The 23339-nt window shown below is 41.7% G+C and carries 21 protein-coding genes; 12 read left to right on the top strand and 9 right to left on the bottom strand.

Going from position 1 to position 23339, the window contains the following annotated elements; all coding sequences use genetic code 11:
• Positions 1-73 precede the first annotated feature (73 nt).
• From OPS28_RS10890 to OPS28_RS10910, 5 genes are all read left to right on the top strand, one after another.
• Complete coding sequence (locus OPS28_RS10890; RefSeq protein ID WP_265609479.1) at positions 74-880, top strand: EAL domain-containing protein; 807 nt, start codon at positions 74-76, stop codon at positions 878-880.
• A 538-nt stretch (positions 881-1418) separates the two neighbouring features.
• Entirely contained in the window at positions 1419-2417 is a 999-nt protein-coding gene (nagB-II, locus tag OPS28_RS10895) for a glucosamine-6-phosphate deaminase NagB-II (protein WP_265609480.1), read from the top strand.
• An 8-nt stretch (positions 2418-2425) separates the two neighbouring features.
• Positions 2426-3553, top strand: coding sequence for an N-acetylglucosamine-6-phosphate deacetylase (nagA, locus tag OPS28_RS10900; RefSeq protein ID WP_265609481.1), 1128 nt, complete (start codon positions 2426-2428; stop codon positions 3551-3553).
• Between the two features lie 20 nt (positions 3554-3573).
• Complete coding sequence (locus OPS28_RS10905; protein WP_265609482.1) at positions 3574-4926, top strand: sugar MFS transporter; 1353 nt, start codon at positions 3574-3576, stop codon at positions 4924-4926.
• A 480-nt stretch (positions 4927-5406) separates the two neighbouring features.
• Positions 5407-5922, top strand: a complete 516-nt coding sequence (locus tag OPS28_RS10910; protein ID WP_265609483.1) for a DUF421 domain-containing protein — start codon at positions 5407-5409, stop codon at positions 5920-5922.
• Between the two features lie 879 nt (positions 5923-6801).
• Here the strand turns inward: OPS28_RS10910 and OPS28_RS10915 are convergent.
• From OPS28_RS10915 to OPS28_RS10935, 5 genes are all read right to left on the bottom strand, one after another.
• Positions 6802-7296, bottom strand: a complete 495-nt coding sequence (locus tag OPS28_RS10915) for a hypothetical protein (RefSeq protein WP_265609484.1) — start codon at positions 7294-7296, stop codon at positions 6802-6804.
• Between the two features lie 624 nt (positions 7297-7920).
• Complete coding sequence (locus OPS28_RS10920; protein WP_265609485.1) at positions 7921-8580, bottom strand: hypothetical protein; 660 nt, start codon at positions 8578-8580, stop codon at positions 7921-7923.
• A 363-nt stretch (positions 8581-8943) separates the two neighbouring features.
• The gene (locus OPS28_RS10925; RefSeq protein WP_265609486.1) at positions 8944-10113 is read right to left on the bottom strand and encodes a DUF4785 domain-containing protein; all 1170 of its coding nucleotides are present in this window, start codon (positions 10111-10113) and stop codon (positions 8944-8946) included.
• 11 nt (positions 10114-10124) lie between these two features.
• Positions 10125-11003 (bottom strand): hypothetical protein, encoded by an 879-nt coding sequence (locus OPS28_RS10930; RefSeq protein WP_265609487.1) that lies wholly within the window; start codon positions 11001-11003, stop codon positions 10125-10127.
• A 478-nt stretch (positions 11004-11481) separates the two neighbouring features.
• The gene (locus OPS28_RS10935) at positions 11482-12294 is read right to left on the bottom strand and encodes a hypothetical protein (RefSeq protein WP_265609488.1); all 813 of its coding nucleotides are present in this window, start codon (positions 12292-12294) and stop codon (positions 11482-11484) included.
• A 149-nt stretch (positions 12295-12443) separates the two neighbouring features.
• Here OPS28_RS10935 and OPS28_RS10940 point away from each other — a divergent pair, with 149 nt between their 5' ends.
• A complete protein-coding gene (locus OPS28_RS10940; protein WP_265609489.1) occupies positions 12444-12860 on the top strand; it encodes a hypothetical protein in 417 nt (138 codons plus the stop codon).
• Positions 12861-13232: 372 nt separating this feature from the next.
• Here OPS28_RS10940 and OPS28_RS10945 read toward each other — a convergent pair whose 3' ends face one another.
• The 3 genes from OPS28_RS10945 to OPS28_RS10955 all read right to left on the bottom strand — a co-directional run bounded on the left by OPS28_RS10945 (position 13233) and on the right by OPS28_RS10955 (position 16759).
• Entirely contained in the window at positions 13233-14726 is a 1494-nt protein-coding gene (locus OPS28_RS10945; RefSeq protein ID WP_265609490.1) for an FAD/NAD(P)-binding protein, read from the bottom strand.
• A gap of 32 nt (positions 14727-14758) precedes the next feature.
• The gene (locus OPS28_RS10950) at positions 14759-15661 is read right to left on the bottom strand and encodes an SDR family oxidoreductase (RefSeq protein WP_265609491.1); all 903 of its coding nucleotides are present in this window, start codon (positions 15659-15661) and stop codon (positions 14759-14761) included.
• Between the two features lie 603 nt (positions 15662-16264).
• A complete protein-coding gene (locus tag OPS28_RS10955) occupies positions 16265-16759 on the bottom strand; it encodes a DUF421 domain-containing protein (RefSeq protein ID WP_265609492.1) in 495 nt (164 codons plus the stop codon).
• A 257-nt stretch (positions 16760-17016) separates the two neighbouring features.
• Between OPS28_RS10955 and OPS28_RS10960 the strand changes: the two genes are divergently transcribed.
• The 4 genes from OPS28_RS10960 (at position 17017) to OPS28_RS10975 (ending at position 20907) form a co-directional block, all read left to right on the top strand.
• Entirely contained in the window at positions 17017-18735 is a 1719-nt protein-coding gene (locus OPS28_RS10960) for a YrzE family protein (protein WP_265609493.1), read from the top strand.
• 97 nt (positions 18736-18832) lie between these two features.
• The gene (locus OPS28_RS10965; protein WP_265609494.1) at positions 18833-19213 is read left to right on the top strand and encodes a hypothetical protein; all 381 of its coding nucleotides are present in this window, start codon (positions 18833-18835) and stop codon (positions 19211-19213) included.
• 321 nt (positions 19214-19534) lie between these two features.
• Positions 19535-20320 (top strand): PRC-barrel domain-containing protein, encoded by a 786-nt coding sequence (locus tag OPS28_RS10970; protein ID WP_265609495.1) that lies wholly within the window; start codon positions 19535-19537, stop codon positions 20318-20320.
• 41 nt (positions 20321-20361) lie between these two features.
• Positions 20362-20907, top strand: coding sequence for a hypothetical protein (locus OPS28_RS10975; protein ID WP_265609496.1), 546 nt, complete (start codon positions 20362-20364; stop codon positions 20905-20907).
• 75 nt (positions 20908-20982) lie between these two features.
• On the opposite strand, the gene OPS28_RS10980 is transcribed toward OPS28_RS10975, so the two are convergent.
• On the bottom strand, positions 20983-21366 hold the full coding sequence (locus tag OPS28_RS10980) for a hypothetical protein (RefSeq protein ID WP_265609497.1): 384 nt from the start codon (positions 21364-21366) through the stop codon (positions 20983-20985).
• A 979-nt stretch (positions 21367-22345) separates the two neighbouring features.
• Between OPS28_RS10980 and OPS28_RS10985 the strand changes: the two genes are divergently transcribed.
• Positions 22346-22702, top strand: coding sequence for a hypothetical protein (locus OPS28_RS10985; RefSeq protein WP_265609498.1), 357 nt, complete (start codon positions 22346-22348; stop codon positions 22700-22702).
• Positions 22677-23339 (top strand): guanitoxin biosynthesis heme-dependent pre-guanitoxin N-hydroxylase GntA, encoded by a 663-nt coding sequence (gene gntA / locus OPS28_RS10990; RefSeq protein ID WP_265609499.1) that lies wholly within the window; start codon positions 22677-22679, stop codon positions 23337-23339. The genes OPS28_RS10985 and gntA overlap by 26 nt, the downstream gene beginning before the upstream one ends.

Here is a 23339-nt window from a genome sequence, read left to right on the forward strand (position 1 = left end):
CCAAGCACTATGTTTGTATTTTTTGTCTGTAAACGCTACAAATTATAATACTCAAGTATAAAAGGAAATATCAGTGCGATTTGGTAATGTTAATCAAGAGGATCTACATAAAAATATCACTGCAAAGGAGCAAGAGCCTCTACCTTGTGCTGCTTGTCGACAAGGGACGACCTTTGAAAAAAATTTTTCAATGGCCTTTCAGCCTTTAGTCGACCTTTCATCAAGAGAAACATACGGCTACGAAGCGTTAGTCAGGGGAATGAATGGCGAACCGGCGGCCACAGTGATCAATGAAGTAACCGCTGAAAACATCTATCAGTTTGATCAGACTTGTCGCGTTAAAGCGATTGCCTTGGCGGCGCAACATAACTTGACTAAGAAGCTTAGTATTAACTTTTTACCCGGGGCAATTCATCGGCCCGACGCATGTATTAAAACTACCCTTGCAGCAGCAAAAAAATATGACTTCCCCATCTCGCGGTTAAATTTTGAAATGGTAGAAACAGATCATGTACCTGAAATCCACAGGCTAGAAGAAACGATTGATTATTATAGAAAGATTGGTTTCAACACTGCTTTGGATGATTTTGGTTCAGGCTATGCGAACCTGGACTGGTTAGCCTATTTGAATCCCGATAGTATAAAAATAGATATTTCTTTAATTAGGAACATCGATAAAGTCACTAAACGTAGACTAATCGTCAGTCATTTACAACGCCTTGCCTCTACCCTCAATGTTGAAGTGGTAGCCGAGGGGGTTGAAACAAAAGCTGAACGAGATGTGCTAGCTGAAATGGGGGTTACCAAACAACAAGGCTTTTACTTTGCTAAGCCTCAATTCGAAGAATTTATAGCCGTACCAGAAGAAGTATTCAAGTAAGTGAAAATCAGGGTTAAGCCTTTAATTTAACCTGAGTAATCCACTTGATTATTTCCGTTTGCTTATTTGAAGAGCATTGAAATAATATTTCTGGAATGTAAAAGGCTTCAATTCAGACAATATACCTCATTATCTGTTCATATTAGCTTATCAAAAGGTTGTTGCTCTGCGTTAAAGTTCACGAAGTGAAAAACCATTATTTTCGTTTACGCTGCCGACGCAACTACTTCAAATCAATATGGTGTTAGAGTATTTGCATTGAGCCGGATGAACGAGGGCATCAGATTCACGACCTATAAAATATGTGCAAACTCGCGTGATTTTTCAGAATCATTGGTAAATAGGGTAAGGTTCGTTCTGATAACAGAGAGCAATGCGTATAAACAATGAAACCGCCGGACCTATAGGCGGGTGAGACGCACAAACAGCGTTATATTCGTTAGGTGAGTTGATAGCAATTATATAATAGGTCGTTGGGCCGAATTAGTAAGGGACAATATGGTTTTCCGGAAAACATATTTTATCGGGAGAAAGTAGTATGACGTTCAGTATGCTGGCTAGAGAAGCACGACAGGCACCTCAAGTTATCCAGCGGCAGTTGCAGCAAAATGCGCCTATATGTACTGAATTGGTGAAACAAATAAATAAGCGTCCCATCACTATGGTGTGTATCATTGGACGAGGCTCATCCGATCACGCAGGGGTTTTCGCAAAATACTTAATAGAAGTGGAATTAGGGCTTCCAGTATGCTCTGCCGCTCCCTCTGTTTCTACCGTGTTTAATCGCCAGCTAAAATTAAAGAATGCATTGGTAATATGCATTTCCCAGTCAGGACAGAGCCCAGATATTATTAGACAAGCTGAGGCTGCGCGAAATTCAGGCGCCTATTGTGTAGCACTGGTAAATAACCAAACTTCACCACTTGCTGAAGTAGTACATGCCACTTTACCTCTCCACGCAGGTGAAGAAAAAGCGGTTGCAGCCACAAAAAGTTATCTGGCTACACTTAGTGCATTAATACAACTCACTGCATATTGGAGTCAGAACGAAGCGTTAATAAAGGATTTAAAACTCTTGCCTGGTTTATTAGGTCAAACAATTGAAGCTCCATCTCAACTTAGATTGAAGGATATTCAAAACGTAGCACACTGCGTGGCATTAGGTCGTAGCTTTGGTTATGCGATTGGGCGGGAAATAGCGCTGAAATTAAAAGAAGTATGCGGTGTACAAGCGGAGCCATTCAGTAGTGCGGAGTTTTTACATGGCCCAGTTACATTGGCGACCAAAAATCTTACTGCTATAGATATTCGCATCAATGACGAAAGTGCGGCCTCGCACACTAGCTTGATGAGCGATATAAATGCGAAGGGCGCTCGTAGTATCCAAATCACCCATATACCAAGCCAGCTAAATTTTAGGCTTTTACCGCTAGCTGTATTACAACGATTTTACATTGATATTGAAGCCATTGCCACACAGATGGGACGGGACCCCGATAGGCCAACAGGGCTGAAAAAAGTAACCCAGACGCTATAGGTAGACACATGACAACTTATTACACAAAACAGCTTTTTGATGGCCAAACTCTACACCATAATTGTGTGTTAACTACAGAAAGCGGACGGGTAAAATCGATTGAAAACAATCTAAGCTTCACTGGTGATGCTTTTGACGGGATAATCTGTCCTGGTTTTATCGATACGCAGGTCAATGGCGGGGGGGGCTTTATGCTTAATCACGACCCCTCACGCAAAGCAGTAGATGGTATAGCAAAGGCCCACCAACAGTTCGGTACCACCGCTTTGTTACCTACGCTTATTACCGACAGGCAAGATAAAATGCTGGTTGCCGCTGATACCATAGCCGCTGCAATTGCTGGAAATCATCAAAGTGTTATTGGCGTCCATTTTGAAGGGCCACATCTAAGTACCGCTAAGCGAGGAATACATTCTTCTGATTCAATACGGAAAATAAATGACAACGATATAGACATGTATTTGCGCAACGATCTCGGTAAAGTCATGCTTACAATCGCACCAGAATCCTTAAGTCCGGATATAATCAAAGAACTAAGCGAAAAAGGTGTGTTCATATCATTGGGGCACTCCAATGCTGACGTCGATACCGTGATAGCAGCCATTGATGCGGGTGCTACTGCATTCACCCATTTATTTAATGCCATGTCCGGTTTAAAGGCCAGAGAACCTGGGATGATTGGGGCAGCATTAATCCATCAGCACGCTTATGTTGGCCTTATTGCTGATATGCATCACGTGCATCCTGCCAATTGCTTACTCGCTGCAAACTGCATCGGCGCAGATAGGTTGATGCTGGTTACCGACGCAATGGCACATGTCGGTAGCGCTATGCAAAATATGAAGTGGGAGAATACCGTTATCACCCGTTATGGCGAAAAATTACTAACGGAAGAGGGTACTTTTGCGGGGTCATGTCTTGATATGGCAAACGCAGTAAAAAATATGGTCAATCAAGTAGGGATTGAATTGGGTGAAGTACTTAAAATGGCTACATCAACTCCCGCACAATTCCTTAACTTAACAGGCCGGGGGGTGTTAAAGCCTGGTTGCCGAGCCGACTTTGTACACTTAGACCATAACCTTTCGGTGCGACAATGTTGGGTAGGCGGGCAACCTATGCTAGATAATAATTAGGTTACAAAAGGACTTTGTATATGCGAGTACAAGCTATACGCGTAAAAGCTCCAGACAGCTTTTGGCCGATGCTAATAATAGGCGGCTTGTTTTTTATTTTCGGCTTTATTACCTGGCTTAATGGTGCTTTGGTTCCGTTTCTACAAATTGTTTGCGACCTGAATGAAGTAGAAGCAATCACCATTGCTTCTACATTTTATTTTGCAGCCTTTGTCATGGCGCTTCCGATGGCGAAAGTGCTAGAAAGTACGGGCTACAAAAAAGCGATGTCTATTGGCTTATCGATTATTGCGATAGGCGCTCTGTTTTTTATTCCTGCCGCAAAATCTCAATCGTTTCTCGTGTTTTTGCTGGCACAATTTATTTTAGGGACAGGCTTAACATTACTGCAAACCGCTTCAAACCCATACATCGTAAAAATAGGCCCACAAGTAACCGCAGCTGTACGAATCTCTATCATGGGAATTCTAAACAAAATGGCAGGCGTTATTGCGCCCGTCGTTTTTACTGCATTAGTTATTGGTGAATTTTCTCATGTAAACATACAGTACATTGATGGGTTAAGTAACGCGTCTCGTGAGGCGGAAATTGCCCAACTGGCATCTGGCTTGATTGAACCCTATTTTTGGATGGCGCTAGCTTTAATTATAATGGCCATTGCTTTGATTAAATCAGAATTACCTGAACTGATTTCAGCTGATGAAAAAGAAAACCAACATCAGCAGGGGGATAAAAAACTTACTGACTATCCACATCTTGTTCTCGGCGCAATTTCCTTATTTATTTACGTAGGTATAGAGGTCATTGCCGGTGATACTATCGGGCTTTTAGGCTCGAAGCTAGGGATAGCCAATGCCACATCACTTACCTCTTATACTATGGCGTTTATGGTAATTGGGTATATATCAGGTCTTATTGTCATCCCGCGTGCTATGACCGAGCGCCAGGCACTGATGGGTTCAGCCCTCATAGGCGCAGTATTAACTTTATTAATTGTGTTCGCATCTACTAGCTCGACAGTTATTTCTCATATTTTATGGGTATGGGCAGGGCTACCTGAACTACCTGATGTCATTGTCTATATTGCCTTACTGGGTTTTGCCAACGCTATTGTATGGCCTGCTATATGGCCCTTGGCGCTCAATGGTTTAGGTAGCCTTACGGCAAAAGGTTCGGCATTGTTGATCATGGGTATCGCTGGCGGCGCTATTTTACCATTAATTTACGGCTTTCTTGCTGAAGCTATTTCAAGTCAAACCGCTTACGCCATGATGCTACCGTGTTATCTGCTTATTTTTTACTATGCTATTCACGGCTGTCGTTTGTCGCCTAAATCATCACAGTGTGGCGGCCTACACGAATCGAAGCCATAGATATACTTCGCGGTCTATCGTTGGCCTTTCGATTTGAGTCAATAACCCTGGTTATTGAGAGGATATTTACGCACCCTTGCAACATGTCGGCTGGCACGGTATGACGACCCCCGCTCTGGTTTTTCCATTCTTTCTTTTTGTTGCGGTACTTCTATGTTTTATTCCCTAAAACACGCTATTGAGAGGGGAGAATAGCCTGTTTACACAATAGTAAAACGCGGGTTAACGATCGTCTGGATTGGCTTATTACTACATACTTATCTTTTTATCAGCCTCCAGGGATAATGACGCTTTATCGGTATACTGCGACGCATAGGTTTATGATTTTAGTTTTGTGGGTATATTATTGGTGTCGATTCACTGGCTTATTGCAACAAAGTTTACGACCCCATGAAATTACGTCCCATCGGTGAAGGCTGTTTGTTAATAATTTAAGTATATGTAATTGAGTTATTATCAAATGGTAAAACTGGAGAGAGCATGTTTGTCGGTTATATAGAACTAGATATTGTATTAAGAGGGTTGCTGTTAACGCTTATTGCCATGAGCTGGGTTGTTATATTAGTACGTATCAATGGGCTGCGTTCATTTTCAAAGATGACTAATTTTGATTTTGTTATGACAGTTGCGATCGGTTCTCTTTTAGCTGGGGCAAGCCAAGCTACTCAATGGCTAGAATACTTTCAGATCTTAATTGCGATGGCAGGTATGTTTATCGTTCAATTTTCTTCAGCCTATATAAGAAAACGCTCAGAAAAAGCGGAGTCTTTAATGCAAAACCAACCCATAATTTTAATGCGAAACGGTAAAGTCCTCAATGAAGCATTATCCTACACACGCGTTGCAGAAAGCGATTTGTACGCAAAATTACGCGAGGCAAATGTGTTGAAGCTTGCAGATGTAAGGGCTGTAGTTTTGGAAACCACAGGCGATATTTCAGTGCTACATGGTAGTGAGTGTGAGGAAAAAGTGCTACATGGAACCAAGTATTGTTAGGAACTTGCGATATTAAAGTAAGGTAACTATCTTTTGTAATCCTTTACTATAAAACTGGTAGCAACGATGAGTGTATCTGAATGTATAAAAGCGTGTCAGCAATGTTTGATCGCATGCAGCGAATGCGCCTGGAGTATGCTTAACACCGAGAACGACAAGTCTGACTGTCCAAAATGTTGTTTAGAATGTGAAGATATTTGTAAGCTCTGTATTACAGCTTGCGCGAGACAAAGCGAGCACTTGACTGAAATTTGTAAATTATGTGCACAAGTATGCCAATATTGTGCTGAGCAATGCGAAATGACTGATCATGATTGTTGCGCTAAATGTGCGAAAGAATGTCGCAAATGCGCTGAAGCTTGCCTGGCGTGTTGCTAAGTTGCCTATCTGACTGAACGTGAATAGAAGTTGTTTGCGCGAGTTTAGGCGTTCTCTGCATTTTATGGCTGGGGTAGTAAACAACACCTTTATTACCTTCCTATCGTCTTAAAAACCGATATCGGCAAACGCCTGATGAACTTTGTAGCCGTCACATCGGGGCCTCGAGGCGTGCATTGTGGTTAAACGGTAACGATGAAGAGCGAGGAGGGTGGTTAGTACAATGTATGTATTGTAGACGAAACCAATATGTACATAAGGGATACTTGCGGGCTAAAGAGATGACCACGAATGTTTAAACCGGTAATCCAGCTGCTACCCATTACCACTAAACTAGAAGTTATTTTGAATAGGGCCGGCACCGTTAGCTTCTGATAACGAGAGCGTTCATAAGAAAACAAGGCCGAAGGAATATTCTATTAACTAGAAACTTGCTATCAGTAGGTTTATCGGATCAAAAAAACCAGCGCAACGAGCGCTGGCTTTTCTAAAAACAATAAATTACTCAGCACTTACCTGAACGTTTTTCGTTTTCAATTCATTTACGAATTTTGAAATAGGCGTATCATTACAAACAATGCTGGTAGCTTTAAACGCACTTAGGCCGTGATTTTTTGCTGCACGTTTGACGCCAACTACAGCCGCGTCTGCACACACTTTAGATTCTTTATTGTTTTGAGCTACAAGCACAACATTTTTCTTCGTATCTAGATGCTTGTTAGCAATTCTATCTACAATAGTTGCACCGGTGTAACGGTTAGCGAATGAGTTTACCGACACGCCATTACATTTAAGATTTCTAGCAAAACGCTTAAATGACTTACCAGATTCATTTGCAACTCTAACGGCCGCATCTAAGCCTTGGGTAGCAGCTGCAAGGCAAACACGAGATTCCAAAGAGTCATCTTTTATAAATAAACCCACTTTTTCATTAGCTTGGGAATTGAAAGAAAGTGCAGAACCTGCAATTAATGCGATAGCAAAAATAGTTTTCATAATATAAGCCTTAACAACTGTGAATAAAAAGTAATCGTTCAATAATTCTGGCGCGCATTATAGGGCGGGATGGATAAAAAACAATCACCTAAAAGACTTATAACGTATCGGTCAGTGAACATAGTTATTTAAAAAAAGACCTTTGTTAATCAGCTGAAAAAATATCGAATTATTTGTGATTTTTTCGAAGCAGTAGTTAAATAATTTAACCTAAAATCAGTAGGTAAGATAAATAATAGGTGCGAATCCCGAGTGATGCCGTCACCCATTCTACTTTCCCTTTGAAGAAGGTGTAGCTGTTCGCCAGAAAGCCAAATTGGCAAAACTTTTACTGTTGTTAGCGTTGCCTGCCATATAGTTGGCAATTAACTTGCTACAACAAATTGTTTGAACAGCGACGAAGAATAAATAGATAAAAAAAGTGAGAAGTGCGAAGTGAGACGTGAGAAGTGAGAAGTGAGAAGTGAGACCATGTTGACCGTTAAATTCACTGCGCCAGCGACCATTTTCACTATACCGCAAGTAACTTCTTATCATTGCATGGAAGACGTGTGGGTATGATATGTCGAAATTTCGGTCATAAATCGTAAATGAGAATGGAGCGGTACGCCCCATTCAATATTACTAATGGCCTTTAGAAGCACCGCCCCAACTGTCTAGGATTGGTTCCATTTTCTTAGGAATATAAGGTTGGTCAGGTTCAAATCTATCCAAATCATCGGGGGCACGTTCATCCAACACCTCTCCAACAGGGGCTTCCAATTTCTTAACTACGTGCGCAGCGGCAAAACCAATACAACCGCCAATCAATAGTTTGGACAAACGAGAGGTTCTGCGTGTCTTTTGAGAACGATCTCTTATAGCAGATGCGGCATAACCCGCCACGGAGGCCGCTAACAATGGACCGGATGCCTGGGGAATGGTTCCGCCAAGTGCTGCGACAGCGGCCGCATTGTCAGTAGAATTATCTATTGCTTCATCTACAGCGTGAACGATTCTATTGTCAGATGAACGGTTTCTACGCGTTATCGCATTGACGCCTGAACTAACCATCCCCGCTATCGCAGTACCGATTGTGGCTTTAAGTAAAAATCGCTGAAGTGGCTGGTTTTTTGTTAATTTCGACACCGAGTAGGCCGTTGCAGTGAGCGCTATCAGGGAAGGCGGCTTTGTTACCACAGTCAATGGCTCAGAGGTCATCGCTTTTTCTGTACGGCGCTTTTTTTGTTTAACCCTTTTCAATAGCTGATACGCTAGTAAACCTTTAGTTCCTAAACCCAACATAAATAGATCCTTTTGCTAAAGATAAAAAAAATTCGATCTCAATTTATATAGTCAACATCCACAAATAGATCTTTCAAGAACGGGGCATCGATGCAGTGGGGTTATGCATGAAGCAATACTCCACTGTACGTTAAGGTAATTAAGGTAGTGGTGATAACGGTCAACTCCCATAAGGTAAATAGTGTTTCAGGTATGATGGTGTCTGACTTCGTAAACTATTGATAGACGGCACTGACTTGATTTGCCTGCGGTCGCCAGCGCAGATCAGATAAATTGTATAGCGGTTTTCGCGACGAACATTCTGGATGAATTAAATAAGCTTTATAGGAAAAAAGGGTCGCTAATGCGACCCTTATAGAACCATTAAAATTTTGTCGATTGTTTATAATTCAAACGATCATTTGATTCATCTAATAAAGCAAGCTGGCCTTGATCATAAAGCCTGACATTACCTATTTCGTATGGGCCGACAATCGCTTTATTTTGCACTTTGCTTAAATTAAATGGTAAGCGGATATCACTTTTACCGCTATTAACGTCCTGCGCAGCGTGGCCTTCCATTATCGCTACTCTGCGACCCTCTTTATTGTGGCCATATAACACCGCTCTTACTTCAAATCTTCCAGGCTTAAATGCCATGAATGAGATGCTAGCAGTAGCAGGTTCGTCTTCCAGTAACGAATAACTGTTTAGCTTTCCAGTCTTAGTGGACATAGCTACCGCCACTTTCGCATTTCGCTGTAAGCGTTGGCCTCCGACATCAGCATTAAGTATAACTTCAATATCATATAATCCCTCACGCGGGGATAACACATTCTTAAGCGTGGGCGACATCACGAGTACTTCATGCGAACCCTTTTTAAGGTTGAGAGGAATACGTTCCCCATCGGGAGCATGCAAAATTGCTTTAACATCAGCATTTTGTTTATCCAGCACTAATTTGCGTCGCGAAAATAGGCTTAGTGAAACGTTGGCCAAGTGAGATTGCCCGGATTTTATACGTTGGTATGGCGCAAAAACATCCAAACTTACCGGTGAATTTTTATCCTTTACCGTCATCACAAATAACTGGTCGTCGGCAAATACCTGAGTAGACTGCAAAGTTAACGGTTCATCTGAGTTGGCGTCAGCAACCGTTACCGCTGCCGAACGGGCAAAGAATCCGGTTTCGCGTAACGCATCTTCCGAAACCATTTTGCTTGCTACCGGCTGGCCATGCTCTCCTTCTAAATGCAGTTGTTTAACATCTATAGGGGGTGCCGCTTTCGTAGTTGCATGATGTGAAAGGAGCACTAACGGGCTAGCTCCATTATTTTGAATAGCAACACCTTGCTTCAATTCTTTACCAGTTACTTCTTTCCAAAAAGACTTACTCGATTCCATAGCGGGTTGATCAGCATTTAATAGCGTCTCCGTGGGGGTAATAGCAAAGCTATAGGATACATAGTCACCTCGGGTGGGTGTATTGGCTGTGACAGCAAGTGATAGCGTGATAGCTGAAATAAATGTAATGAGATTATTAATTGGTTTCATATGTCATCCTCCTATATATCGTCGCGTATAATGCTATCCAGATTGAAGCATTTGCGTCTGGATTGTTGATGACTCAAGGGTTCGCGCCCTTTTGTGCGTTGCTTATCTCTAAACCATAATGTACCGGCAGCTTCCTGAGAACTACATTCTATAAATCCATCAGAACACGAATTTAGCCAGTTTTGCGTAAATTCCAGTGCAACCTGGTTCTGATAGCCTGCACAATAGCTATCGCCATCCCAGATAGCAGAATCAACATCGGTACCTACAATATTTTTAAAGGGCTTAGGAAGAGAGGGGCGTCCGGATGTGCCTAATAGATAAGTGTTGTTATAGTAACTCATCCAACTGGTTTGTTGTTGTTTTACTGCTTCGCTCTGGTAACCCAGAATCCATCCTAGTACTGATTCAAAAACATTTCCGTTAATAACGGCATTAGCTAGTGGTGTACCTGCACTGGAAGCCGCTATAGCAGTGACATTGGTAATTCTATCAATAATACCAGGAAATCGGCTGTCAGTGGTTGGATTGGACATCATCCATCTCATCATATTGCCGCCATGAGAATGCGTGATCACATACATTTGCGTAATTCCCTGTGATTGGATAAATTGAGTGAGTTGGCTAGCCAGACAACCAGTAGCCGCAGCATCCCACATGTTTTTTTCAAAGTCGCAATTTATCACTATGTAGCGTGAGCCATTACCCGACATAACAGAATTAACAAATTCTGATTTCCAGTAATTATTTAACGCATCATTCTGGGTCCCCGTACCATGTACAAATGCCACGCCGTAGTTAGCGTGCGCTGAGAAAGCACCTAGTAAGAAGAAGAGTAGGAGGGCATACTTCAGTTTCCTGTCTTTATATCGTTCAATAAAGTTGAGCATGATTTTTCCTTATGTATAAAGTTAAGGTCCGCACTGATCGGACCTGCTATAAGACTAGTCGTCTTCATAAAATTAACAAATTAACAACGACGAAATCAGAAAAGAAATGAATCGATTCACCAATAACAAAGCTGGACCAGCCTGACCACGTAATTATGTGCGCCAACATTTTGTCCTAGTGGGTTCAATGGTAAAACGTAATGAAGAGATCTGAATTGCCCTATATATCTTCACTGGAGAATATACCGATCTTTCACTGTCCTAAATTGTAACGTGTCTTGATTGGTCTTAAAAAACTGAAAAAAAGTATGGCTCAGATGTATTAGCCGATAAAGTATAATGCCTAGCGTGGTTTGACGTACATCACCCTACGTTTCTTATGCGGTGGACGAACGCGGTAGTAACGAATAGCAAGCACAGTTTGTACGGCGCTAAATGATAAGTGATAAGTGATAAGTGATAAGTGATAAGACGATAACTATACGTCTGTGGGCCAGAATTGTGATAAATGTCGCTCTGCAGTTTGGGTAACCACGTCTTGATTCAGGGCATACTGCTCACCGAGAAATAAGTGTGCAAGTTCATTATCTACCAGTGCTGTACATACTATATCAATGGCATCTTCTAATCGCTCAGCCCCTTCACAATAACGCACGTGATGTTCGATATGCCCGTAATGGCCGATTTGCCGCCTTAACCACTTTTTGATTATCATTTTTCCAAGTTGTTTATACCGAGCTTGATGCGAACCAAACACTACAAAAAATGTTTTATCCAGGGGGATCGAAACACGTGATTTTATCTCGTTCAATGTATGTACCGTTTTTTTGATTTCCTGTTTTGCCACTACATCCATTATTTGCGCAAAGATGGGGGCGAGATCAGTTTTTAACATTGAGATATCGGTAAACTTGTTTTCCTTTGTATTCGTGGCCCAATCTTCGATTAGACTGAACAGCTTACGTATGATGGGTAAATTAGTTTCACCTTTATACGTGCGCGTATAATCGAGGATTTCTCGCTGATCCTGCGCGAACATTAACAACAATGGAAGGTGCGTAGCAGCTTTGATCTCATGATAATCTTTGCCCACAACGACATGTTCAGTAGTGTTACCACCTATGATAGAAATTAATCGATCATCCATTCTGACAACGAGATGATAATCACCCGTTAAAATAGCTTCTTTGTAACATTGTTTTCGTTCAGCATAGCGTTGATGAAATGTTTGATTTACTTGGTGCAGGGGGCCTTGTTCGGGTAATTTAGCGGTGTCTTTTATAGAAGTCATAATCTTTCCCATCTCAGTGTTGCTTTTTAGTTACCTGTTAAAGACCTTATACGTTCATTAGCGTCTCTTTATGGATAATAAATTTAATATTGTATTGCCCTATAATCACCTATTCTGTAAAGGTAACGAAATTTTAGGAGATAAAATACGTGGTCTCTAGCGCCCATCAGTACCGTTTTTTTACTGTTCAAAACGTATTGTTCGACATTCCAAGTAACGTATATGATGAAAGAAAAGTTGATCAGTGGTTAAAAGCAGTAATAGAAGAGGGAGGTAAGTATGATAAATGGATTATTTTTTCGTTACCCGATGTTAGTCTTGAAATTTCTGTTAGTGCGGCATCTAACCTGTGCGACCTTTTACCTCAGCTTCGCGTGTACGGTTGCTTAGGTATCCTTATGTGCGCCACACATACTAATGCTAAGATTTTCCATCACGCAATTAAATCTACCCCGCCAACCTTTGACATCATCGTGAGTGAATCTATGGAATATCTATGTCAAAAAGCCGAAGAAGTATTGGGAGAGCAGGGGAAACTTAATATTTTTCATGGTAAAAGTAGCTAGAACGATTTATCAATAGTGGTTGGTCAGGTTAAAGACTGGGGGAGGTTATTAATCGACCTTCATCGGTAACAGAATATTAGGGCAATTCAATGCACTCTATATGCGTTTGTCTTTCCTTCTGTGAACAACTTTTCAGTATGTAGGAAGCTCCTAGTGAATTTGGTTTTGTCTCTATAAAACCGGCTAAAATCAATACTTCTATAGTGGTGAAATGCTGTCCCTATTGAACTTTTATTATTGAATATTGTGTAAAAGGTGGAGATTAGGGCTGGCAAGTCTTCCGACGTATTCATCCTCGCCAGCCCATATCATCTGTCAATAAACGCAGTAATAAAGGCAAATTGTCGAGAGCTCACTTTACGTGACACTATGTTACCCGTAAGGGGCGGTCCACACTCTGTCGTGTTCAAGTAAAGTGAGTAGTGAAGATGCTACTTGTTCATTTAACCTATTGCACTCTGTTAGACCGGGTAAGCTTGCGGTGAAACGGCTGTACGGCGTTCCACACAATACGCTTGAATTTGAACCGCCTTTAGCAGTCTGCGTTTCTTTTGTGCTTACGGCGTGGAGGGATGAAGGAAGGCCACCGAAGCACAATGTTGAATGATAAGAATTAATGGCAGAACGACAGTCAATGACCAGTTTATCGGCTTGGGAATCCGCTAGTTGCTCTTCTGAAACGGATTCTGCTTTTATACTTAAGCAGTTAGCATTTATGAGTGCCAATAAGCGAACGGCGCTACTCACAGGAAGTGCCGCAAGTGCTTTGGCAATCAAAGGCTGCATCTTTTGAACACTTTGGCGTAGCATATCTTGTTGTTCAAGCAAGTTAGTCTGATCGATAACCGTTAAAAACGCATCAATTATTTCTTGCCAACTTATTTCTTTCATATTAGTTGCGGCACTATACGCAACTAGCTCAATTCGTAGCTTATTTTTCGCATCGCATGATACTGTGGTGTTGCTTAAAAACGCCAATGCATCACTGAATGTCTTGTATTGGATTTGACGATGAATATAAGGTAAATATCGCGCAAAAAAGGGCAAACAAACTCGCTGATACAGGGCTTCAATTCGTGGAGGAGAGTGACTGCACAATTTCCTCATTTCAGTAACAATGTCGTTAATACGATGACTGGGATACCATAAGCTCGGGAAAACGCCCGATGGCGACAACGCCTTAATGTTAAGAGTGCGGTGCGGTATATAAATAAGGGTATTGTCTCCTTCGATGAATTCACCATGCCATGCCGCTAATGCCAGGATGGTGTCGATAGCTGTTAAGGAGCTACCTACAACCCTATAACAAGAGCCGCTTCGATTGGCGGGCTGACATACGGGATAGGGAGAATGGGGCCTTATTGTGCTACCTAATCCCGCATTATTTACTACCGCTTTATAGCCACCGAAACATTGCCCGTTCGCCATTAGTGAAAAAGAATCGTGGTGCTTATGGATAGTGGTAACCTTATGGTGAGATAGTACACTTACGGTCACATTGTTACGGAGCAGTTTATTCACCGAATGATAAAAATTAAACGTAAGATATTCACCTAATATTTTTCTCGTAATAACCTCATCATCCTGATATCTAATGTTGCCGCCATAAACGATATTGTATTGAGTAAATGAAACACCTAAAGGCGGCAGATCGACGGGATGCAAATTCGATAAAAGATATGGAGCGCTATTTTCCCGGTTATACGGATAGCCACAACCTACCCAATCATTAGCTTCAAAAATATCGATATCAATATTTTCAACGCCTTTTACCAACAAATGGTGCAGTAAATATACGGTAGAGGCTCCCGCACCAATCACCGCGATTTTGGGCTTATCCGCAATAATAGTTAATGCCACTGTCATGACAATAGACTTCCTACTATGAATACAGTTGGCTAGGGAAGATGTTCGCCTCCTGTCACTCCCAGAATCTCGGCTGTAATATAACTGGCTTCTTGAGAGGCTAAAAATACATAGGCTGGCGCTAATTCGATAGGTTGCCCAGGCCGGCCTAAGGGAACATGTTCTCCAAAACCTTCAAGCTTTTCGGGTGGCTGGCCCCCCGATTGCTGAAGTGGCGTCCATACCGGACCGGGCGCTACGCCGTTTACTCTTATCCCTTTATCGATTAACATTTTTGCCAACCCGTGTGTAAATGCGGTAATAGCGCCTTTTGTAGAAGCATAGTCGAGCAGTCCTGCTGAAGGCTGGTAGGATTGAATGGAAGTTGAATTTATAATTGCTGAGCCGGGAGGCATGAGTTTAACAGCCGCTTTGGTAATATAAAACATGGCAAAAATATTGGTTTCAAAGGTGGTTCGAAACTGTTCTGATGTCAGCGTATCAAAGTCATCTTCATGCTGTTGCTTACCCGCATTATTCACCAGGATATCGATGCCGTCTAAAAATTCAGCTGCCTGTTTGACGAGTTGATAACAAAATGTCTCGTCTTTAATATCACCTGCGATCCCTTTTACTGTCCTTCCTTCTTTAGCTAATAACGCGAGCAAAGATTTAGCGTCGTCTTCCTCGCTGGGTAGATAGTTAATAACTACATTGGCTCCTTCACGGGCATACGCAATTGCTACCGCGCGACCTATTCCAGAATCACCTCCTGTAATAAGTGCTTTACGACCTGTTAACCGTCCTTTTCCCACATAAAGTGTATCGCCGTGTTCTGCTTCTGGAGCAAGTTTTTTGTCTAAGGCTGGGTCGGGCTGGTTAGGGTTAGGCCGTGTTTTCCCCGGCGGATATTGGTAACGTGGATCTTGCATTGTGAACTGGTCTGAATTATTCATAATTAGTTCCTTCTGACGCCTGATTCATTAATGCTTACTTTAAATACGATCATTAGGTTTTCTAAAATTACGTTAATTTAGCGAAGACGTGTTTGGGATCCGCTATAGCCCACATGCGGGGAATTTCTTTTTGATAGAGTGGAACCTAGTAACCCTGCTTGCACCCCAGATGCGCCGAGGCCGCGCCTAGGCTACTTTTTACTTTTTACTTTTTACTTTTTACTTCCTACTTTTTATTTTTTTCTCGAAAGTACATCTGAGACAGGAAAGGTCCATTATTTAATTCGCGCTCGGCCGATTATCTCTTTGCTGCGTTGTCTGGGGGGAAACTAATAGCGGGGCCTATGAAGGTGACGAACATTGCGCGACGTATCAGCACCTATGCCACGGAGAATAATGCAATTCATCTTCATTCCATTGCGGTCGAAGATTTTTGTTTGCGGTTAAGCTAACCTCTATCGGAATACACAACCCTGCTAATATGCTAAGTACTTTGTACTTTGTACTTTGTACTAAGTACTTAGTACTATAAGCTCTAGAGTTTCATTCATAATTAACCCTTAATGGAAAAGTCTGGCCGTTATCACATGTTATTTGTTTTTGCTAACGAAGCTCTTCCAATACACGTTCAACATCATCACAACAATGTATGACACTCATGGAGCCACTAGGCTCAAGGATAACCAGCGCAACCTCTTTTTCACTGCTATATCCCTTCATTCTTATTGCACTGCGCACTTCGCCCTCAGTAATTCTATGCTTTTTTAATGCACTTTTATCAACCTGACCATTTACCACCAATACAGAGGGGGACATAAGCACAAAGTCGCTAAAACGTTCAGAGTAAACACACAGTTTAGTAAAGCAGTATTGTAGTAAGAGTAAACAACAAATGGCGGATGCGCCCTCTATGATGGTAACCCTATCACTTAGGGCAGTCGTACCCATTAGCGCACCGATTGCGATAGTGACTAGCCAGTCGAAATTATTAAACTTAGCGCTCGCGCGTTTACCCAACACTACCACCATCGTCATACTTATTAAATAAATACACAATGTGGAATAAAGCACCACTATAACACTTTCAAATTGGCTCATATTTTGTACATTGCCTACGCTAGAAACTAAAAAACGTTTTGATAATAAAGGTATAACGTAAAAATTATCTTAATACCACTTCGAAAAAATCTGATCTAAAGCGGCATTTCATTCTGTATATGAGGAAACAATCTAATGCCATATGCGCTTTTCAATTTATGCAATAACGTTTAAAAGCATGTTCTGCAGTCTGCTGATTTTTAACTCGACAAATTGAAATAACCTTTGGGTTTTTACTAATCAAGTAAGGAATAATGATGATGCGAAAAACACTTTTATTGACAGCCGCTGTAGGCTTATTAAGTCTATCAACCACTGCTTTTGCACAAACTAGTCTCGATGTAGGAAATTCTCTGGCAGGACACTTCTTCGTCAGTCTAATTGCCGGTGTAATGATTGCAGTAGGGATCCAATTTCTGTTAAGCAATCTTGCTATAGCGTTGGGAATTACTGCTATCGGCGATGTTCGCGATTACGAGCACAGTAGCAGTTCTTCCTCGTCCTCCTCTTCATCGTCCTCTTCTTCCTCGTCCTCAGACTCGTCTGCTAAGTCGATTGGTCGAAAGGTCAGTACCGGACTGGGTATTTTTACTACGTTAACTATGTCTATTTCATTATTTGCTGCAACCTGGTTAGCAATTGATTTGAGTTTAATAAGCAGTGTACTAAACGGCGCAATCGTTGGGCTGGTAATTTGGGCATTTTTCTTTCTGCTGGCGCTACTTGTGGACGTTAAGTTAACTACAGCAATTTGTGGAAATCTGGTATCTCTTGTTCAACAGGGTTTAAGTGGCGCTTCAGGTGCAGTATCAGGACTTTTTTCACAAAGTGAACAAAGTAAAGCACGTTCGTTCGCAAAAGAAACTGTAAAAGCTATCCATGACGAAGTACGAAAAGAGTTTGATACTTCCGACTTGGATAGCAAAATCAAAAAGTACATTGACCGCGCCACTGAAAGTAGCTTCTCTGCAAAAGATTTTCGTAAAGAGCTTGAAACGCTAATTAATGAAATTGAAGTAGAAGAACAATACGTAACTGACGATCCTAATATGACCAAAAAGTTAATATTAGACATCGCAAGCAAACGACCTTCGATGAGCGATGACCAGAAAAAACAACTCTCTGAGTCGATTGATCATATCAAAGCATCTATGCAGGAGAATGATTCTCATCAGGCACGTGCAACTGCAGCTTTCGATAAGCTGACTCCGGGAGATGAAGCACAAGGCCAACAATATCGTGAAAAGATTAGCGAGTTTTTAGATAAAACAGGTCAAGAAGAACTTTCTTCTGAGGAGCTTGAGCGCGATCTAGAATCTATTTTTGATAACCCTGCCAGCGCGCAGCGAATTATCCAAAACCGAATGAGCAAATTGGACAGAAATTCGATAAAAGCGCTAATTGCAAGCCATAAAGATATGGATGAAAGTAAAGCGGATAAAATCCTTAATGCATATGATAAGGTTATTGCTAAATTTGATAGTGCAACTTCATCTTCCTCAAGCACTAGCGAGACGCCCAATCTTCCGGCTAAACGCAGTAAAGCTGAAACACGAGTACAACGCTGGTTTGATCGTATGCAACGTCCTGAGTTACGTTATCGTGATTTAAAGGCCGACTTTATGACGATCTTAAATGATCCTTCTGAAGCACCTGATGTGCTATCAAAACGCTTAGATAAAATGGATGAACGCACGGTACGTGCATTATTGACTAACAACGACCAAGTCAACGAAAGCGACCTGGACAACTATATGCAACAGTTTGAAGACGCGAAAAAGGAAGTCCGCCAACGTCTCAATACGATGCAGGCAGAAGCGGAAAAACGTATTGCTGATGTTAAACATTTTGCTTTTGTTGAAGCAGAAGCCGTTCGCGCCACTGCGGCATCTGCCGCATGGTGGTTATTTGTAAGTGCACTTGCGAGCGCGGGTGCTGCGGCGTTGGCCGGTGCCTTGGCAAGTAATTTAATTTAATTCAATTTAAAAAATAATGACTACAGCATGGGGGAAACCCCATGCTGAACAAACTTAGAGGTACGACATGTTCATGGCAATAGGTGGTAGTTTAATAATGACATGTCTTGTTATTGCTTTTCACTATCATTCCCTCCGTGCAGTAACTGCACTTTCCGAAAAATTCCCTAAAGGGTTTAAACGTAATTTTACCGTGGTAGCTTGTATATATGCCGTGCATTGTATAGAAATAGCTTGGTTCGCCCTTGAGATTTACCTTGCGCACGAAGTGATGGGGTTGGAAGGGTTTAAAGGAGAGTGGGTTCCCACCATAGATAACTACTTACATATGGCCGCAAGCGCATTCACAACATTAGGATTGTTTGCTGCTTCCCCAACAGGCAATATGGCGTTAGTGTTCGATATTATCGCGCTAACCGGTTTCACCATGTTGACTTGGTCCGCTACGCATTATTACAGCATTTTTTCACGCAACTAAGATCGTTACGTCCTACATACGTGCGTTCATTGTGTATGTAATTGTTACGAAGTCATTATAAATTTGCACCAGTTTTTGTACTCTTCTAAATATCATTTTGGAGGCCCTCTATCATTGCATTTTTTTAATAACGCGTCTGCGCCACTTATTTAAGAAACAAATAGGTCGGCTTTATCTAACCTAACATCAATGGTTTAGTGAATTCGATGATGGTTGGATTTAGCCTGCCGTATATCTAAATACGCGAACGGAATTTCTCACTGGTTTATTTTTTGCTGCACTAACATTGCAAATTTATTGAAACATACTTGTGGAGAAATTATGAATACTACGAACAGAAGTACCATCCATTTACCCACTAATACTAAAACCAATGTAGCGTATGCTATCGCATTAGCGTTGGGTATCGCGCTACCAATTGGTGCAACTGCACAGGATAACATCGAGCCTGAAAACGCTCAGGTAGAAGTCATTAAAGGTAAGACTGATGTTAAGGTCAAACAGCCCGCGCCCGAGGTCGATGTAGCACAAAAAGAACCTGAAGTAGACGTTGAAGTAGGCGAGGCCACGGTAGACGTAGCATATCAGGAGCCTGAAATAGATATCGAGCAGCAGGAGCCAGAAGTTAACGTTGTGCAAGCCGAACCAGAAATTGTGGTGAAATCGGCAGAGCCTGAAGTGACCTTTAATAAAGCGGAGCCTGAAATCCATATTGAAAAAAGTGAACCCGAAATTGCGGTAGTGCGCAAAGATGAAGAAGGTGAACTTCGAGAAGACAGCGATATCGCCTCTATTAATCATCTTACCATTGAGGAATTAGAGGGCAGGGACGTGGTTAACGCCAATGGAGAAGAAGTAGGTAGCATTGCTCAGGTTGTGAAATCTAACAACGGCGATGTTTCGCTTGTCATCGAATCAGGCGGAGTACTGGGTTTGGGTTCAGAAAAATCAGTTTTATCAGTGAATGAAGTCGAATTACAAAGCGAGGAAATCGTATGGAATACTAATAATTCGGCCGAAAATTTACCCCAGTATAACGAATCGAATTTTGTTGAACTGACACGTAAGGAACAGCGTGTGGAAGATCTTATCAGCATGAATCGATAGGATTTGACGTAACTCGATCACAGATAAAGTAAGGAGAAATAATGAAACATTTTACATTAAGTATTTTAGCTTCAGCTGCTCTTTCGACCACCGTTATGGCTGGGCCTATAGAAAAATCCCCCTTAGGGAATAACGATGCCAAAGCAATGAGTTCGTCCGACTATGAAAATGTATTAGCTAAGTACGATAAAAATGGAAACGGTGAGTTAGATAAGAAGGAGCTCAAACGCTATTTTGAAGATAATTCATCGACCAGTACGTTGGCAAGCAGTGAACAGCGCAAAGGCGATAAAGTTACTGTGACGCAGAAACCTGCACAAATTACGGTAAATCAAAAACCTGCACAAATTACAGTACGGCAGCCAAAACCTGAGGTAACGATTACCACCCAGGATCCCGATATTACTATCGACCAACCCGAACCTAAGGTAGAGGTCGCGCAGTCAAAGCCGCAAATAAAAGTTGACCCGGGCAAACCTGCCATCGATGTTCAACAAGAAGATCCTCAAATTGACGTAAAACAGCGAGATCCATCTGTTGAAGTTGAGGAAAGCGAATTAGAAGTCGCAGTAAACAAAAAACGTTAGGGTCAGCAGTACGTGGCAGACAGTTCCGTGTAGCTTCTCCTTTCGGTCTGCCACGGCCCCATCTTAGACACCAAGTTAGTCGATATTTCCGAAGCTGGTCGGCAGCGATTGTTGATTTTGTGACTCTTTAAAATAAAGCGTAATAGGAGGAGTATGATGGTGTGAAACTGCTGCATACCATATTTTTCCTGCAATACAATTAACCATCAAATCAATAGCTTCACAACCCTGTAGGGCAAATTTATTCAATGAACCTGCGAAGGCATCCGCCACAGGGGGAGTAACCCCAAACGAAGGGTGAGGATTCAGTCTCAACTCCCACTTGGATAATAATGCAGTGCGTTCAAGTACTAAAGATTGCCAAAAATCAAAGGTCGTCATAGACCAATTTCCTGACAATTCAGACACGATCCTGTTGTGTATCATGTCCAGTACATAGTGTTCTTTAGAATGTCTCATTACTGCTATTTCACCTATATCGATTGTCATCTATCAGTGTAAATATCGGCGAGTAGAATATAACCGACATTATCCAAAAGGATGATTTTCGAGCAATGTATACATGACATTTATTGTTTTCGAATTCATACCTGTTTTTTCATCTCAATTTCAACAACTTAGTGAAATGCTTTAGGATTTGGAATAATTGGACAAGAGAATTGTGCTGTCTATTATCTGCAATCAACGAAAAAAAATAACGATTTATCTAGTGAAAAGGGAGCCTCCCTACACCGTGATGGAAAATGGCTACCCGAATTTCTGCGAAATCTAATCAATCCAACTGAGCCTTATGATTCGTGTCATCTTGGTAGCATATCCTCTGATGCCTACCCTTACAAAAGTTTAACCTCTCTTTTTCATTTCGTGAGCTATTGTTCAAAAGCAGTAATTGATAACTTCATTTTTTAAGGAAATTATTATGGGCACGCAACAAGATAATCAACGCAATAACCAAAAAGATCAGCAACGTGACGAATATCGTCAAAAGCAGGATCGGCAGCAGAAACCATCGCAACCCTCTGAGCCAAACAGATAGGGTCGACCTCAGGGGTGGCGTCTAGCGCCACCCATTTAATTTTTCCTCTCAATTAATAGCGTAGGGCGTATTTCTTTTTCTATCTCCCACCATGTAACTATAAGCTTGCTTTTCTTCCCTCTTTACACAAGTCATAGCGGTGGGGTGGATTCAGACCCAGAGCTAAATAGCGGCGTATTCAAGCGGGCGGATACCGGATTCTAAAAATTACATAATTTCATACCCTACGAACATTCTACATTCACATGATTCGCGAAAATGAACTGTAAATCTATAAGCAACTGATATTAAGTAAGAATTAAGACGGCATGTGCTTTGCAAAAGAAAATCTACTTTACGCGTAAATGTTTTCAAGGTTGCTTTTTTATGCTTATTCATCACGCCGTTAGCGTAGGGGTAATTGTGAAGACTCACATCAACGTTTTACATCATTGGATTACTCCGTCAGGACACGCTCACAGCGCGCCGGATAGACTCGTTATTATATGTATATCCTCGCTGCGTCCACATTCAGCACAAACTTGCGATGCGCCGCCTATTACTCTCGATTTTCATACGGGTCAGGGGATGATTGACGTGGTTGCACGGAACAAGCGTGCCCAAATAGGCCTCATTGCTCCCAATTATCTTCCCTGCGAACCGCATATTACCAGAGAGTCTTCTGGGAAGAAAAAATTAGACGACATGTCTGCTCAGGGGTTCCATATTAACCATGGTATAACAGAGGTACATTATGAGTTGCAGAAAACCTTTTGTTGAAGATGGCATAACCGAATTTATCGCACAGAAAGCGTTTCCGTGCCTAGGGGCGAAGACGGCGTTAGCGAAAGAGAACTTGTGTATAAATTGCTATGGAGATATTGCAAATATAGATAACACCGCAGATATACTCGGTGATCTTTATCACTTCATAGACGAGTTCGATATTCATCAAACCATGTATTCATCATTCATCTGCGTGTTTGAAGAGAGTGATAATTTAGACGAAAAAGAATTCGAGACGGCGCTGTGGGAAAAACTGCAGTCGATGCATGACTTAGACAGCCGGTTATGTCGATGGGATCCGCATGTAGCTAAAGACCCTCAAAATAGTCACTTTAGTTTCTCAATAGGCGAACATGGCTTTTTTGTTATTGGTCTAAATCCGAATAGTTCCCGTAGAAGCAGACAGTTCGAATTCCCTGCCATCGTCTTTAATCTTCATCAACAATTTGAATATTTGCGTGAACAAGGGCGTTTCGAACACTTTAGAGATACCATTCGAGAACGTGATACGCGTTTCTCAGGCTCAGCGAATCCTATGCTGGCCAGCCACGGCGAGAGCTCAGAAGTTTATCAATACAGCGGCCGGAAAATAGAACAAAACTGGACATGTCCATTCAAACAAAAGGCGTAA

This window comes from Alteromonas sp. ASW11-130 (assembly GCF_026183735.1).
In the GTDB taxonomy this organism is placed as follows: Bacteria; Pseudomonadota; Gammaproteobacteria; order Enterobacterales; family Alteromonadaceae; genus Alteromonas.